The 15,768-nt window shown below is 58.3% G+C and carries 12 protein-coding genes; 11 read left to right on the top strand and 1 reads right to left on the bottom strand.

Annotation, left to right across the window (positions count from 1 at the left end; translation table 11 throughout):
- Nucleotides 1-103 precede the first annotated feature (103 nt).
- The 10 genes from AC1DE4_RS28995 to pgi all read left to right on the top strand — a co-directional run bounded on the left by AC1DE4_RS28995 (nucleotide 104) and on the right by pgi (nucleotide 14,592).
- On the top strand, nucleotides 104-961 hold the full coding sequence (locus tag AC1DE4_RS28995; protein ID WP_477884276.1) for an IclR family transcriptional regulator: 858 nt from the start codon (nucleotides 104-106) through the stop codon (nucleotides 959-961).
- Between the two features lie 519 nt (nucleotides 962-1,480).
- Entirely contained in the window at nucleotides 1,481-2,908 is a 1,428-nt protein-coding gene (gndA, locus tag AC1DE4_RS28990; protein ID WP_477884274.1) for an NADP-dependent phosphogluconate dehydrogenase, read from the top strand.
- Nucleotides 2,909-2,918: 10 nt separating this feature from the next.
- Entirely contained in the window at nucleotides 2,919-4,397 is a 1,479-nt protein-coding gene (gene zwf / locus AC1DE4_RS28985; protein ID WP_477884272.1) for a glucose-6-phosphate dehydrogenase, read from the top strand.
- Nucleotides 4,398-4,480: 83 nt separating this feature from the next.
- The gene (locus AC1DE4_RS28980) at nucleotides 4,481-5,446 is read left to right on the top strand and encodes a class 1 fructose-bisphosphatase (protein WP_477884270.1); all 966 of its coding nucleotides are present in this window, start codon (nucleotides 4,481-4,483) and stop codon (nucleotides 5,444-5,446) included.
- 207 nt (nucleotides 5,447-5,653) lie between these two features.
- Complete coding sequence (locus tag AC1DE4_RS28975; RefSeq protein WP_477884268.1) at nucleotides 5,654-6,817, top strand: zinc-dependent alcohol dehydrogenase; 1,164 nt, start codon at nucleotides 5,654-5,656, stop codon at nucleotides 6,815-6,817.
- Between the two features lie 168 nt (nucleotides 6,818-6,985).
- Entirely contained in the window at nucleotides 6,986-8,365 is a 1,380-nt protein-coding gene (dctA, locus tag AC1DE4_RS28970) for a C4-dicarboxylate transporter DctA (protein ID WP_477884266.1), read from the top strand.
- Nucleotides 8,366-8,448: 83 nt separating this feature from the next.
- A complete protein-coding gene (locus AC1DE4_RS28965) occupies nucleotides 8,449-9,657 on the top strand; it encodes a M24 family metallopeptidase (protein WP_477884264.1) in 1,209 nt (402 codons plus the stop codon).
- A 147-nt stretch (nucleotides 9,658-9,804) separates the two neighbouring features.
- Nucleotides 9,805-10,557 (top strand): hydroxypyruvate isomerase family protein, encoded by a 753-nt coding sequence (locus AC1DE4_RS28960; RefSeq protein WP_477884262.1) that lies wholly within the window; start codon nucleotides 9,805-9,807, stop codon nucleotides 10,555-10,557.
- Between the two features lie 204 nt (nucleotides 10,558-10,761).
- Nucleotides 10,762-12,726: a transketolase gene (tkt, locus tag AC1DE4_RS28955; protein WP_477884260.1), complete on the top strand. Its 1,965-nt coding sequence runs from the start codon at nucleotides 10,762-10,764 to the stop codon at nucleotides 12,724-12,726.
- Between the two features lie 183 nt (nucleotides 12,727-12,909).
- Nucleotides 12,910-14,592 (top strand): glucose-6-phosphate isomerase, encoded by a 1,683-nt coding sequence (gene pgi / locus AC1DE4_RS28950; protein WP_477817798.1) that lies wholly within the window; start codon nucleotides 12,910-12,912, stop codon nucleotides 14,590-14,592.
- 495 nt (nucleotides 14,593-15,087) lie between these two features.
- Here pgi and AC1DE4_RS28945 read toward each other — a convergent pair whose 3' ends face one another.
- Entirely contained in the window at nucleotides 15,088-15,348 is a 261-nt protein-coding gene (locus tag AC1DE4_RS28945) for a helix-turn-helix domain-containing protein (RefSeq protein WP_113113703.1), read from the bottom strand.
- Nucleotides 15,349-15,448: 100 nt separating this feature from the next.
- Here AC1DE4_RS28945 and AC1DE4_RS28940 point away from each other — a divergent pair.
- Nucleotides 15,449-15,768, top strand: a 320-nt coding sequence (locus AC1DE4_RS28940; protein ID WP_477884258.1) for a LysR family transcriptional regulator, incomplete at its 3' end; no start/stop codon positions are given.

Genomic DNA, 15,768 nt, shown 5'->3' with positions numbered 1-15,768 from the left:
CTCTGAATCGATTTTGACATTGTGAAAATAATCCCGATGAAATGTTGACCGGGAACAGCCTCAATCCTACGCTCTGCGGTGGAGGAAACATTCGGAGGAGCTTATGGAAGCGGCTAATCATCGCGCTTGGCGCGAAGCGCAGTCTCGGCAGAGCCAGTACAAGATTTCGACCACGGATTCGGGCAAGAGCGAAGGGAAAAGCATCCAGTCGGTGGACAGGGCCATTTCCATATTGGAAGCTTTATCGCTCAGCGATGCCCCTTTGATGCTCAATGAGATTGCAAAGGTGGTTGAGATCAACCTTTCAACCTGCCACCATCTGATCAAGACGCTTGTGAGACGGGGTTACGTTGTCTATGGGGGTCGAAACGGTGGTTATTCTCTCAGTTCGCGGCTCGAGACGATATCTCGCCAGTCGGCCAGAGACTACAACTTGGCGGAGTTCGTCCGCCCCAGCCTCCAGGAACTGAACGTCAACCTGCGCGAGGCCGTGCAGATGGCTGTGTTGCGCCGCGCCGCGCTCGTGACCCACATTCAACTGCCGTCGCATATTGCTCCGCAACTCGACCTTCGCGAGTACACCAAACTGCATACTGTCCATGCAACCGCTCCCGGAAAGGCCATCCTTGCGTGGTTGCCCGAGAATGAGTTGGCACGCGTAGTGGCCGATAACGGGCTAACCGGGTTCACCGAAAAAACAATAACCTCGCTCGGCGGGTTGATAGAGGAACTGCGGCTTGTCCGACGTTCGGGCTTTGCGATGGACGATGGTGAATTTCGTCCAGACCTCGTCGGATACGGGGCAGTCGTTCGCGATATGTCGGGAGCGGTGGTGTGTTCGATTGGCGCGACAATCCCCAGGAAGCGCGCCAGCGAAGATTACCGGAAGCACGTAGCCCGCGCTGTCGTGGACTGCGCTCGGGACTTGTCGGGTCGGATGCCCGCAGGATGTTTCGTCTGAATCGACCGACCTTGCGGCACCGATGAAAAGCGTGGTGGGCATGCCGGGCCACACGTGATTTCCTGTGGATTCCTGACGTCGTACGCTCGCGTGCTCCACTACGCCCGAGCGGTCATGGCCTGCTTGGAAAGGGGCCCAGCATGTCGTGGCTCGCTGCCGCCCCGCCTTGTGCTGCGGTCCCTTGACTTTCCGGCATCAGGAACGGCGCAAGCGTGTTGCCGCCTTGGGCAGGTCGCCCTAGGCCGTCGCCGTTTCGCTCACGAAGCCGCTACTGGCGTCTCCCAAACTCGATTGGAACCTGATCTACAGCTTCCGCATGATGCGAGCGCGCCGGGACCCGTCTGTCTCGAGCAGTCCCTATGTTCGGTAGAGCGGGGCGAAGGATGGCAAATGGGATCCCACACACAAATGCCAGTCGGCTCGAATTTTCACATTGTAAAATCGCCGTTCAACAGAGCGACGCGCAAGTACTTCCGAGGTATTTGTCCTGCCAGTCGATCTATTCATTGGGAGGAAGTAATGGCTGAGAAGATTGCTGATTTAGGGGTTGTAGGTCTCGGGACGATGGGTGCCATGCTCGCACTCAATTTCGCCGAGAAAGGCTCCGAGGTCGCGCTGTTCAATCGCACACCGGGGAAGGCGGAAAAGTTGGCCGCAGACAACCCGGAGCTTGCCCGGCGGCTGCATCCGCAGACATCGATCGAAAGCTTCGTAGCATCGCTGCGTTCGCCGCGTGTCATTGTCTTGATGGTCAATGCGGGTACAGCCGTCGATGAACAGCTCGAGGTCCTCGCGCCGCTCCTGGACAAAGGCGACATCGTTATCGATGCAGGTAATACGGATTTCAACGATACCGTTGCCCGAAACCGCAGGTGGGATAGCGACGGCTTTCATTTCGTCGGAATGGGCGTCTCCGGTGGTGAACTTGGCGCCCGCCATGGACCTTCGATCATGGTCGGGGGCGACCAGCGGGTATGGAGCAGGCTCAAGCCGTTGCTCGAGCCGATTTCCGCCAAGTATGAGGGCAGCCCTTGCGTCGCATGGCTCGGTCCCGATGGTGCGGGACACTTCGTGAAGACAATCCACAATGGCATCGAGTATGCCGATATGCAGATGATCGCCGAGATTTATAGCATCATGCGCGATGGCATGAAGCTCTCCGCATCGCAGATGGCGGACATATTCCGAGACTGGAACGAGCGCGGACTGTCGTCCTACCTCATCGAAATCAGTGCAACGGTACTCGCTGAGCCCGATTCCAAAAGTGGCAAGCCGCTCGTAGACGTGATCGTCGACGAAGCGGGCCAGAAAGGAACCGGACGATGGTCGGTGATCGAGGCTCAGAAGCTGGGCATCGGCGCGACAACTCTCGAGGCAGCGGTTTCCGCCCGTAGCCTGTCCTCCCTGCGAAAGGAGCGGCTCGTCACCGGAAAGATCTACTACGATATCATCCTTGCCGATGGCGCGTTCGGTGCCGACCAGGCAAGTGTGGCGGAACTCGAAGCCGCTCTGGAGACGGCAAAAATCATCGCCTACGCTCAAGGCTATGCGATCATGTCGGCTGCCTCACGCGAATACAATTGGGATTTGCCCCTTGGGGAGATCGCTCGGATATGGCGTGCTGGCTGCATCATCAGGTCGGTCTTCCTGAAGGACATCACGCAGGCTTACGAAACCGGAGGCGAAGTCGTCAATCTGCTTCAAGAGCATTCTTTCGCAAAGCGGGTAAGCGAAGGCCAACATGCGTTGCGAAGTGTTGTCGCAAAGGCCGTAAACGCGGGCGTTCCGGTACCGGCCCTGTCCGCCTCGCTGGCATATTTCGACGACTATCGGCGGGAACGCGGGTCGGCAAATCTGATCCAGGGGCAGCGCGATCTCTTCGGTGCGCATACTTTCCGTCGCCTCGATAGCGAGGGCACCTTCCACCACCAGTGGCCTGCGGTCTAGGGAGGTTACGATGGGAAGCGTCAATGGTACGGTCGACCTGTTCGACTATGTCATTTTCGGCGGGGGTGGCGATCTTGCGGAGCGAAAGCTGCTGCCGGCACTCTTCCACCGCGATCGCGACAACAACCTGCCCGACGGCGCGCGCATTGTCGGCGTCTCTCGTACGACGCGTTCGGACGAGGACTACCGCGCCTTCGCACGCAAAGCCTTGCAGACCTACGTTTCAGCAAGCGAGCTGACAAGCAATGTGCTTGAACGGTTTCTTTCGCGACTATCCTACATTAGCGTAGATGCAACTGGAGCGAACGGCTGGAAGGAGTTGAAAGCCTTTCTCGACAAAGGCGGTGGTGATCGCGTTCGCGCCTTTTATCTAGCCGTAGCCCCTTCGATATTCGGTGCGATCGCAGCGAAGCTCAAGTCCTTCGGGCTTGTCAACGCACGGACGCGTCTGGTGATCGAAAAGCCAATCGGGCGGGACCTGACTTCTGCGCGTGATCTCAACGCCGAGATTGCGCGGCACTTTGACGAAAACCAAGTCTTCCGTATCGACCATTACCTGGGCAAGGAAACGGTCCAGAACCTGATGGCATTGCGTTTTGCCAATACCCTCTACGATCCGGTCTGGAATTCGTCGTTCATTGACCATGTCCAGATAACGGTTGCAGAGAGCGTCGGCCTCGGTAGCCGGGCAGGATACTACGACACCGCAGGTGCATTGCGTGACATGGTGCAGAATCATCTGCTGCAGCTCCTGGCGCTTGTCGCGCTCGAGCCGCCCTCGACGTTCAAGGCGGATGCAATACGGGACGAGAAGCTGAAAGTCCTTCGGGCGCTAAAGCCGATCACGTCGGCCAACGTCAGCCAGCTAACTGTACGCGGCCAGTACCGTGCGGGTGCCGGCGATGGCGGCGCCGTACAAGCCTATCTCGACGACCTGGGCGGACCGTCGAGCGATACGGAAACCTTTGTCGCGCTAAAGGCCGAGGTCAATAACTGGCGTTGGGCTGGAGTGCCCTTCTATCTGAGGACCGGCAAGCGCATGCCGACCCGCGCCTCGGAAATCGTCGTTACGTTCAAGTCCATCCCGATGTCGATTTTCGATGAGTCCAGTGGGCACATCTCGCAGAACCGGCTGGTGTTGCGTCTGCAGCCCGGTGAGGGTGTCAAGCAATGGCTCATGATCAAGAATCCCGGTCCGGGAGGCATGCGGCTAAGACAGGTGTCACTCGACATGAGTTTCGCGGAAGAATTCAGCGTTCGCCATCCCGATGCGTACGAGCGCCTTTTGATGGACGTGATCCGCCGGGACCAGTCGCTCTTCATGCGCCGCGATGAAGTTGAAGCGGCCTGGGAATGGGTCGATCCCATTTTGGCGGCATGGCAAGAAACGGAGCACAAGGTCCAAGGTTACGCATCGGGAACGTGGGGGCCGTCGAGTGCGATCGCTCTTATCGAGCGCGACGGGCGCACCTGGCACGAACCTGAATAATCGGCCCTCACCATGTTAAATCAAGGATTCGAAGTATGACTGCCTCTCTCGCAAGTTATCTCGACGACTTTGCCTCTTCGCTTGTGTTGCGCGACGTCGGGCAGACGGTTCTTCATCTATCTGCGGCGGCCGTTACGGTTCATCGCGCGATTGCTTCAGGCCGGGTTCCCGAGCGGCGATCGGTAGGTGATACTTCCTCCAATGCCAGCGGGGAGACTCAAAAGCCTCTGGATGTGTTTGCGGACGATACTTTTCTAGCTGCGGCGTCGATGTCGCCGGTGCGCCTTTACGGTTCCGAGGAGCAGGAGGAACCAATCGAACTCGGYGGCGAGGGCTTTTTGGCGCTTGCCATCGATCCGCTGGACGGTTCCTCCAACATTGAAACGAACATTGCGGTCGGTACGATCTTCTCCTTGTTGCCTTTGGACGTAGGTGCCACAGATCCGCGCTCCGCTTTCGAACAGCGCGGAGACCGTCAAGCCGCGGCCGGGTTCTTCATCTATGGCGCACAGCTCCTGCTCGTCCTGACGGTAGGTTCAGGGACGATGACGTTCATCTGGCGCGGGGACAGTGTTGGTTTTGTCTTGATGCGCGAAGCACACGCCATCCCCCCGGAGACCCGGGAGTACTCGATCAACTCGTCCAACCGCCGCCACTGGACTCCTGGGACTAGACGTTACATCGAAGATGCCGAGGCGGGAGAAGAGGGGCCGCGCACTTGGAATTTCGGAATGCGATATGCCGGTTCGCTTGTCGCAGATACGTTTCGAATCCTGCAGCGCGGGGGTGTCTTTCTTTACCCTGGCGATCGACGCAAGGGCTATGGCAGCGGTCGCCTTCGGCAGATCTACGAAACAAATCCGATAGCATTCTGCATCGAGCAGGCGGGCGGTTCTGCTACCGACGGTCATCGGCGAATGCTCGAACTGTCACCTGCTGACCTTCACGGGCGTAGACCTTTTGTCTTTGGATCCAAGAAGGAGGTCGAGGTCGTCGCGGCGTATTTGACCGCCGAGGCACGAGACGCGGCATCCGCGTCCGCAGCGTGAATTTCACATTGCGAAAGACCACGCTGTTTCGTTGACGCGTGAAACCGCCAATGCGACGATACTTCAAGAAACAAACGGAGCACCCAGACCTCAATTCTTCGGTCCTCAAGTAAGAGTGCTCCTTCAAGTTGAACCGAACCAGTAACCATCAAATGCCCAGTAGATTTTGCCGGGCAAACGAGAATTTATTTCCTAAGGAGGAGAAGCATGCCGCAGTCTGCAGACGTGAAAACCCACCCCGACTTTCCCATTCCGGAAACGATGAAGGCATGGGTGCTTGGCGATCCTGGTCAGCTCACCCTGGTTGACAAGTCGGTACCCACTCCGAAGAAGGCCGAAGTCCTGGTGCGGATCGATGCCGTTGCGATTTGCGCGACCGATCTCGAGATCATCGCCCATGGCCCGCCCGCACAGATCCAGGGAGGCCTGCCGTTCAACAAGAACTTCACGCCCGGTCATGAATACATGGGTACGGTCGTTGCCCTTGGTCGTGGCGTAGACGAGTTCAATATCGGCGACCGTGTCACCGTCGAAATCCATGCGGGTTGCGGTCAGTGCAAGCGTTGCCGCCAAGGCATGTACACATCGTGCCACAACTACGGCAAGAACTACGGTGATGTCGACAAGGGTCATCGGGCCAACGGTTTCACGACCGATGGTGGCTTCTGCGAATATCAGGTCAACAATGTCAACACGCTGATCCATGTGGACGACTCGATGACCGACGAGGAGGCGACGCTTGTCGTTACCGCTGGTACGTCGATGTATGGACTGACCGAACTTGGCGGTCTGGTTGCTGGTGAGTCCGTCGTGGTGAGTGGCCCGGGACCGATCGGTCTCCTCGGCGCGGCGGTGGCAAAGGCGCTTGGTGCACAGCCGGTCATCCTAACCGGGACCCGCGACAACCGCCTGGAGATCGGAAAGCAGCTTGGGGCTGACCACGTTATCAACGTTCGCAACGAGGATGCCGTCGAAGCCGTGCGCCGTCTGACGGACGGGAAGGGCGTCGACTACGTCGTCGAATGCTCCGGAGCGCCGAACGCGGTCAACGAAGCTGCCCGCATGCTCAACCGCGGCGGCAAGATTTGCCTGGCGGCCTTCCCGAGCGAAGAGGTGCCGATCGATGTCGCCTACCTCGTACGCAACAACATCTACCTTTACGGGATCCGTGGTGAAGGCAAATCGGCGACCCACCGTGCCGAGGCGTTCATGCGTCAGAAGCGTTTCGACGCGCGCATCATTCATACCCACACGTTCGACATGGAAGACCTGCCCGAAGCACTTCGCTATGCGAAGGATCGCGTCGAGGACGCAATCAAGGTTGTGGTGAAAAACAAGCAGTCGGTCGCGATAGCACAGGCTGCCGAGTAACGGCGCGGGGCTGGCCGGGATTGAGGAGGCCAGCCCCCCTTTGCAACAGCATTGAGACGTAGCCCTACCGCTACCCGACAAAGCTTTTGACGCTGCAAACCGCGGAGCATTCCCCGAAGCGTCAGGAGCATGTTGAATAGAGTCACTCGCCTGCCGGGAGGAGATCACATGGCACGAGAAGTATCTTCAACAGTTTCTGAGACAGGCCAGCAGAACATCGTCATGCGCTGGCTCAGCAAGCTCTATATCCAAGTTATCATCGGCGTGATCATCGGCATCGCGATCGGCTATTTTGAGCCGCAGTTCGCAGTGGCCCTCAAGCCTTTCGGCGACGTGTTCATCAAGGCGATCAAGGCGATCGTGACACCTATTATCTTCCTGACAATTGTCGTCGGGATCGCCACCATCGGCGACATGCGCAAGGTTGCTTCGGTCGGAATCAAGGCCATCATTTACTTTGAAGTGGCATCGACCCTTGCGCTTCTCATCGGCATGGCGGTCGGAAACATCTGGCCCGTTGGCCGGGGCATAAACGCAGACCCCGCGACGCTCGATGCTGGAGCTGTATCGACCTTCGTCCAGAAAGCACATGACGTCACGCTGACAGACTTCTTCATCAACATCATTCCGTCGACCTTCCTGTCCCCGTTCGTCAATGGCGACATCTTGCCGGTCCTCTTCATCGCCGTGCTCTTCGGACTGGCGCTCTGCAAGATCGGCGACAAGGCAAAGCCGTTCATCGGCTTCCTGGAAACGGCATCCTACGCACTGTTCGGCATGGTCAACATCATCATGCGGTTCGCACCCCTCGGCGCTGCCGGCGCCATGGCCTTCACGATTGGCAAATACGGTCTCGGCTCCCTACTCGAACTCGGTCAGCTTGTCGTCGCGGTCTACATCGTCAGCATCCTGTTCGTGGTGTTTGTCCTCGGTTCTTTCCTCAAGATGGCGGGATTCAGTCTTTGGAAGGTCCTGTCCTACTTCAAGGACGAGATCCTGGTGGTGTTCGCCGCTACTTCCGCCGAAACGATGATCCCGCGGTCCATGGCAAAGCTGCAGCATCTCGGCGTCCGCAAGGAAGTCGTCGGTCTCGTCATGCCCACCGGCTTTTCCTTCAATATGGATGGAACCGCGATCTACATGACCATGGCAGTACTCTTCATCGCCCATGCGACGAACACCGACCTGACCTTGTGGCACCAGATGACCATTCTGTTCATCATGCTCTTCACCTCCAAGGGTGCGGCAGGTGTAACAGGTGGCGGCTTCATTGCACTCGCTGCGACCATGCCTTCGATTGGCGTTCTTCCTGTGGCTGGTCTCGCTCTCCTTGTTGGAGTTGATCGCTTCATGGCTGAAATCCGGGCAGCAACGAACCTTACGAGCAATATCATCGCCACCCTCGTCGTCGGTCGCTGGGTTGGTGCTGTGGACACGGAGCGCGCCCAGGCGATCCTCGATAGCGGTGAGATGCCGGAGGAGGACACGGTCCGGGACAGTGTGCCAGTCCGCCCCCAGCCGGCGTTGGGTCGGCCAGCCCAGATCTGACCGAACCCAGCCATCCATACTGCGCCCGGTCAGGCTCCGGACGCGAGAACCACAAATTCTATCGCACTGAAAGGAATCTACCCATGAGCTTTGCATATTCGGAAGGGAATCCAGTCGAAGACACCTCCAAGCTCGGCAAGCCGCCATTTGATACGGACCGTCTCGATCGCCTTATGGAGGAAGCAAAGCTTGATGCGCTGCTCGTCACCTCTAAACACAGCATCCAGTACTTGCTGGGCGGGTATCGCTTCTTCTTCTACGACTACATGGACGCACACGGTCTCAGCCGCTATCTGCCGTTCTTCATTTATGTGAAGGGCCGCCCGCTGGACTCCGGCTACGTCGGCGCTCCGATGGAACGCTACGAGAAGCAACTCGGCAGTTTCTGGGTCTCCAACCTCAATCTTAAGAACTATGTGAGCACTGGCTATGCAAATGCGGCGGCTGAACTGCTGAAGCAGGTAAACGGCGCGAAGGGGCGGGTCGGCATCGAGGTCGGGTTTATGCCCATTGATGCGTTCCGAGTTCTCGAGGCACAGCTCCCGGGTGTCGAGCTTGCCGACGCGACCTACACGCTCGAGATCCTCCGCGCACTGAAAACGCCCGGCGAGTTGAAGATGCTGAAGGAAGCCTCCGAAAAGGTCGTCGACTCGATGCTCGCGGTGATTTCCAAGCACGGGCCGGGCACCAGCAAACTTACGCTGTTCGACGCGCTGCGGCAGGAAGAAACCGCCCGGGGCCTGAAGTTCGAGTATGCACTGACGAACGTCGGAACGGCGTTCAACCGCGCTCCATATGACAAGATCTGGGAGGAGGGGGAAACCCTCGCCCTCGATTCCGGTGGCAACTACAAGGGCTATATCGGTGACGTATGCCGCATGGCTTACACCAAGGAGCCGGACCAGGAGCTTATCGATCTGCTTGGCCAGGTCGAGCTCGTACAGCAGACAGCCCGCAAGAACCTCCGCGCGGGCACGATCGGTGCGGAAATCTTCGAAAACGCCAACAGCGCCCTAGCGCAATGCTCTGCAAGCAACAAGATGTTCTTCTCCGCGCACGGGATGGGCATCGTAAGCCACGAGGCCCCGTGGCTGATGAGCACGGCCGTCCCGCAATACACCGCCCATCACCGCGAGCAGCCGCTCGAGGATGGCATGGTGATCTCGATCGAGACTGAACTTCATCACACCGAGCGTGGTTTCATCAAGCTCGAAGACACCGTGGCAATTACTGCTACTGGCTGCGAGGGCTTTGGCGATCACGGCCGCGGCTGGAATATCGCCGGGCAGTGACATCGACCGGGCAGGGCGACGGTCTATTCGCCGCCCTGCCGATACGACCTCCAGAGCAGCGGACCAGCGCTTCTACAACAAGCGAAGAAGACAATGTCGACATTCCCCTATAGCGCCCACATTGGTTATCTTTTCACGGAGAAGCCGTTGGCCGAACGAGTAGCCGCCGCCGCGCAGTACGGTTTCGACGCGGTGGAGCATCCTTCCCCCTATTCGGTGCCTGCAAAGGAAATGGCGGGTTGGCTCAGGTCCGCAAACCTGACTTATACGCAATTCGGCCTGCGCTCGGGCGACGCGCAGAAAGGGGAGAAGGGCATCGGCATTTTCCCCGAACGGCGCGAAGAATTTCGTCGGAGCGTGGCGGAAGGGCTCGACTATGCCGAGACCGTCGGTGTCGGCATGGTCCATGCCATGGCGGGCGTCTTGGCGAAGGGCAAGCGGAGCCGGTTCCACTGGGATTGCTACATCGAAAATCTCGCGTTCGCTGCTCGCGAGGCGAAGAAGCGAGGTATTCGGATCATCGTCGAGGCCATGAGTGACGGTGCCGTTCCCGACTATTTCATCTCTACCCCCGATATGGCTGCTCACGCGATCGCTGAGGCAGGCGACGACAATCTTGGCCTGTTGCTGGATGTGTTCCACACGGTCAGTGCCGGGCTCGATATACATCAGCAAATAGACAAGCATGCTGCCCACATTCTTCACGTCCATATCGCGGACTATCCGGGGCGGCACGAGCCGGGTTCTGCATTGCTCGATTTCGACGCAATTAATCGAACGCTCCAGGGCGCCGGATACCGCGGCTGGCTCGGGTGCGAATACGTACCGATTGCCACGACCGAGGCGGGCCTCGGATGGCTGAAGGATTCGCAGCACTCGGCGACGGCGGTCGCCGGGTGAGGCGTGGGGCCGGTTGGGAGCCGGCCCCGTTTTCCATGATCCGGGAATCCTAAGGTGACGCGTACGCGACGGGCTTGTCCGCAAATCCTCGCGCGAGGACGCCTGCCGGACTCCAATCGTACCAACACGTGGGATTTGAACATGACAGTCATAGCGACACGGAATACGCCCTCGGCTGAAACGCGAGATGCCAGCGGAAGGGATATGGCTAATGCTCTCCGCTTTCTGGCGATCGATGCGGTACAGAAGGCGAATTCGGGCCATCCGGGAATGCCTATGGGCATGGCTGACGTCGCAACCGTGCTGTTTGCCGATTTTATCAACGTTGATCCAGCGGTCGCGGACTGGCCGGATCGGGACAGGTTCGTTTTGTCTAACGGCCACGGTTCGATGCTGCTTTACGCGCTGCATCATCTGCTGGGCTACGAGGATATGACAATCGAGCAACTCCAGTCGTTCCGCCGCGTGGGAGCGAAAACGGCAGGCCATCCTGAATACGGTCATGCTCTGGGGATCGAAACCACTACCGGGCCGCTAGGTCAGGGGCTCACCACAGCCGTCGGCATGGCGCTCGCTGAACGCATGCAAAACGCCCGGTTCGGCGACGACCTGGTCGATCACTACACGTATGTCTTCTGTGGTGACGGTTGTCTCATGGAAGGTATCAGCCAGGAGGCGATTGATCTCGCCGGACACCTCAAGCTCGCTAAGCTGATAGTGCTGTTCGACGACAACGGGATATCGATCGATGGCTCGACCGAGCTTTCGACCTCCACCGATCAGGTGAGGCGGGTCCAGGCTTCCGGTTGGAACGCGGTGCGTGTGGACGGCCACGATCAGGATGCCATCCGCAGAGCGATTGCGACGGCCCGGTCGTCTGACAAGCCGACGTTAATCGCATGCAAGACGGTGATCGGCTACGGTTCGCCGAAGTTTGCAGGTTCCGAGAAGTCACACGGAGCTCCGCTAGGAGCACCTGAAATCGCGGCAACCCGCGATAATCTTGGATGGAGCGCCGAACCTTTTTCTGTTCCGGAGGACGTGCGAAAGTCCTGGGGGAACGTTGCGTCTCGTGGCAAGACCGAACGCGAAAAATGGCTATCGCGCCACCAGCGGTCTGCGAAGCGAGACGCTTTCGACGCGTCGCTCGTCAGGGAGTTGCCCGACGGTTTTGCCGACGCGATGAGGGCATACCGACGAAAGGTGTTGGCGGCCGCGTCGAAAATCGCCACCCGCAAAGCGTCCGAGGATACCCTCAGCGTTGTAAACGACCTCACGGATCTGACGGTCGGGGGATCGGCTGACCTCACGCACTCTGTCTTCACCCTTACGAAGGGTATCAGCGACGTTCAAGGGGGCAGCTACGAAGGCCGCTACATCCGCTATGGCATCCGGGAGCACGCCATGGCCGCGGTGATGAATGGATTGGCTTTGCATGGAGGGTTCATTCCCTTTGGAGGGACTTTCCTCGTGTTCTCGGACTACATGCGCGGGGGAATGCGTCTATCGGCGCTGATGGGACTTCGTGTCATCTATGTGTTGACCCACGACTCCATCGGTCTAGGTGAAGACGGGCCTACACATCAGCCGATCGAACACCTGACCATGCTCCGTGCAACCCCGAACATGTTGGTGTTTCGTCCGGCGGACGCGATCGAAACGGCCGAAGCATGGGAGATTGCTCTTGGCCAGCCGCGTCCGTCGGTCTTGTCCCTCTCGCGCCAAAATCTGCCTTTGCTGCGGACAGGCGGTGTCGAGGAAAACCTGTCGCGAAAAGGCGCATTCGTCTTGCAGGAAGTGACAGGTTCCCGCGACGTTACACTTCTTGCCAGCGGCTCCGAAGTCGAGATTGCCGCCGCCGCCGCAGAGTTGCTTCGAGGACAAGGTATTGCTGCCGCCGTCGTTTCCATGCCCTGTCACGAGCTCTTCCTGGAGCAGGAAGAGGGCTATCGAAGCGAAGTTCTCGGAATTGCCCCTCGCATTGCGATCGAGGCGGCCTCCGGAATGTCCTGGGACAGGTTTCTTGCGCCAACCGACGCCTTCGTCGGGATGCGATCGTTTGGTGCCTCCGGACCCGCACCAGAGCTCTACTCCCATTTCGGCATTACCGTGGAAAACGTCGTCGCGGAGGCAATGGCGCGCGTTCGCAAATCGCCACAGGCCGCATGAGAAGATCGATGGTGGGCAGACGGCTTTCCGTTTGTGCCTCGAGCGATCTTCGTAACCTTGGGCAGAGCGTACGGCACACGACCGAGCGCGCCCGGCAATACTATCGTCCGATAATTCTGTCGAAGGTCCAACGAACAGCCGGCGGAAGGACCCTCGATGTCAATTTCTCAGTAGGGAAGAACCATGTCAGAGAAGAGAACCGACCAGGCTGCCATTGAGGCCCAACTCCAGGCCCGAGGGGTGCTTGCGGCAAAACGAGGCATCCGCGCGCTTTTCCAGAAAGATATTTCGCGCTTTCAGGACTTCACGGTATCGGACAGAGACCTGACGCTTGACTATTCGAAGACGGCCTTATCACGGGAAGACCGCGATCTGCTTTTGAAGTTTGCCCGCGTCAAGGATCTGCGGCGGCAAAGGGACGCTATGTTTGCCGGAGAACGCATCAACACCACCGAGAGAAGAGCGGTGCTGCACGTCGCACTCCGGGGAGTTGTATCTGATAGGTATGTGGTCGACGGTGTTCCTGTGGGCCAGGATGTCGAAGACGTTCTTGTTCGGATGACTGGTTTCGCCGAAGGTGTCCGCGAAGGAACCATCGTATCGAGCACTGGCAAGAAATTCACCGACGTCGTGAATATCGGAATCGGAGGTTCAGACCTCGGCCCGGCCATGGCAACACTCGCGCTTGCTCCGTATCATAGCGGACCACGGATCCACTTCGTGTCGAACGTCGACAGCGCTCATATCACGGACATTCTCGCCACAGTTGAACCTGCGACAACGCTGTTCATCGTTGCATCCAAGACGTTCACAACGATCGAGACGATAACCAACGCTGCAATGGCTCGAAGTTTCATCACCAATGCACTGGGAGAAAACTCTGTCGGTCTTCATTTCTGCGCTGTTTCGACTGCCTTGGACAGGATCGAAGAGTTTGGAATCGACCGCGACCGGAGCTTCGGCTTCTGGGATTGGGTAGGAGGCAGGTATTCGATCTGGTCGGCGATTGGCCTGCCGCTGATGATGGCGATCGGCCCCGTGAAGTTTAGGGAATTCCTCGCCGGAGCGCGCAGTATGGATCAGCATTTCCTGCACGCTCCGATCGAGCAAAACCTTCCGACGTTGCTTGGGCTAGTGGGCTGGTGGCATCGCGCTGCGCAAGATTACCGCTCGCGCGCACTGATCCCTTACGACCAACGACTCGCGCGGTTCCCAGCCTATGTTCAGCAGCTAGACATGGAGTCCAACGGCAAGCAGACGCGGCTCAATGGGAAAGCGGCTAGCGGCCCCACCGGTCCCGTCGTGTGGGGGGAACCCGGGACCAACGGCCAGCATGCCTTCTTTCAACTGCTGCACCAGGGTACCGACATCGTCCCCGTCGAATTCCTGCTTGCCGCTCAATCACATGAGCCAGACCTCCAAACTCACCAGGACCTGCTGATCGCGAATTGCCTTGCTCAGGGGGAGGCGCTTCTGCAGGGACGGACACTGCAGGAAGCGATCAATCGGCTTCGGTCCGAGGGCTACCGTGAACATGATGCCCATGCCATGGCACCGCATCGCCGCTTTGCCGGGGAACGTCCGTCGCTTACGCTCTGCTACAGAAAGCTGGATCCATTCACACTTGGCCGCCTGATCGCACTCTTCGAACATCGCGTGTTCGTTGAAGCTCAGCTTTACGGGATCAATGCCTTTGATCAGTGGGGCGTCGAACTGGGCAAGGAACTCGCCCTGAAGCTATTGCCCATCGTTAGTGGAAAGGCGTCAACGGATACTTGTGGCGAATATAGCCGCGGCTTAGCGGCAAGGGTGCTCGAGTTGAGGGAAATTGGGTATAACCAGACGGACAAATTGTCTGCAGACTGAGCGCCAAAAAAGCCTCGTATTGTTGGCCGAACGCTCCCGAAGCTGAAACCCTTCGTGGGCATCAAAACGCGGCTAGTTTGCGATCATTCGACGAAGCTGGCGTCAGGCGTTTGTCCGCTAGTTCGGCCTCGGCGACATTCGCCGTACGAGTAATCTCATCCCGCCAAGGATGCCATGGTGACGTCAGGTAATACCTACGTTCGTAAGGTGTTCTGTGACTGATGCCGAACCCTAGGTTATCCGCTGGGTGCCGAAAGTTCAGGCTGCTGTACGACCAATTGCGTGCACAGGATCGTCGTCTGAAAAGCGGTCGTGTGCGCGGCCTTGAATACGTGCATTTGGGGTGCGTGCGTGAGCACCGATCAGGGCGCCGATCTTGTCGTCATCAAGTCAACGCATACTCGGCCCGGTAATCCATCACGCGGCCAGTTTCATCTGGACCTTCCAGGGCATCTTGGGATCGTATGCGGATTCATGGATCGCAAGGCAAATCACTTATTTCGTTGGACGTCCGCGACGCAAATTTTGCGGCGGTCGCTCGCCCTCGGTCGGTTCGAGCAAAAGCTCAAAAATCTTGCAGTGCAATACAGAGGCAATCTTTCCTAACGAATCTACTCCGAGATTCACCTGTTTCCGCTCGAGTTGAGAGATTGAGACACGCTCTAGTCCCGCTTCGAGCGCAAGCCGCTCTTGTGAGAGGCCTCGACGAACACGAAGTTTCTTAACATTCCAAGCGAGTAGATCACGTGGCGACATCCGTCCACCTGATCATTCTGTTGCGAATAAAATAACTGGCGATTCTATACGAAAAATGGTAATCTCACCATGCTTACATGGCGAGCAGAGGAACGAACCGGTGGAACTACGCCAACTCACCTATTTCAAAGCGGTGGCCGAGGAACTGCACTTCGGCCGGGCGGCAGCCAGGATGTGCATTGCCCAGCCGGCGCTGAGCAATCATGTTATGTCGCTGGAAAGGGAACTTGGCTGTCCGCTGTTCATCCGCTCGACCAGACGGGTGGAACTGACCAGGGCAGGGGAGACCTTTTATGATCGCTGTGTGCGGATCTTAAGCGACATCGACCTGACCACCGAACTGACGCGGGCAGCCGGCGGCAGTCGCATCCGCCAGATCAGGATCGGCAGCATCTACCCGGCCACCATGGGCATGCTGCC

This window comes from Rhizobium sp. 10N414, from assembly GCF_056394785.1.
The sequence above is the reverse complement of the archived record's forward strand: the minus strand, read 5'-3'. Positions and strand labels throughout refer to the sequence as shown.

Bases quoted from the DNA above. Each gene is read 5' to 3' on its own strand.
- AC1DE4_RS28995 (WP_477884276.1), top strand. From the start codon at position 104: ATGGAAGCGGCTAATCATCGCGCTTGGCGCGAAGCGCAGTCTCGGCAG.
- gndA (WP_477884274.1), top strand. From the start codon at position 1,481: ATGGCTGAGAAGATTGCTGATTTAGGGGTTGTAGGTCTCGGGACGATG.
- zwf (WP_477884272.1), top strand. From the start codon at position 2,919: ATGGGAAGCGTCAATGGTACGGTCGACCTGTTCGACTATGTCATTTTC.
- AC1DE4_RS28975 (WP_477884268.1), top strand. From the start codon at position 5,654: ATGCCGCAGTCTGCAGACGTGAAAACCCACCCCGACTTTCCCATTCCG.
- dctA (WP_477884266.1), top strand. From the start codon at position 6,986: ATGGCACGAGAAGTATCTTCAACAGTTTCTGAGACAGGCCAGCAGAAC.
- AC1DE4_RS28965 (WP_477884264.1), top strand. From the start codon at position 8,449: ATGAGCTTTGCATATTCGGAAGGGAATCCAGTCGAAGACACCTCCAAG.
- tkt (WP_477884260.1), top strand. From the start codon at position 10,762: ATGGCTAATGCTCTCCGCTTTCTGGCGATCGATGCGGTACAGAAGGCG.
- pgi (WP_477817798.1), top strand. From the start codon at position 12,910: ATGTCAGAGAAGAGAACCGACCAGGCTGCCATTGAGGCCCAACTCCAG.
- AC1DE4_RS28945 (WP_113113703.1), bottom strand. From the start codon at position 15,348: ATGTCGCCACGTGATCTACTCGCTTGGAATGTTAAGAAACTTCGTGTT.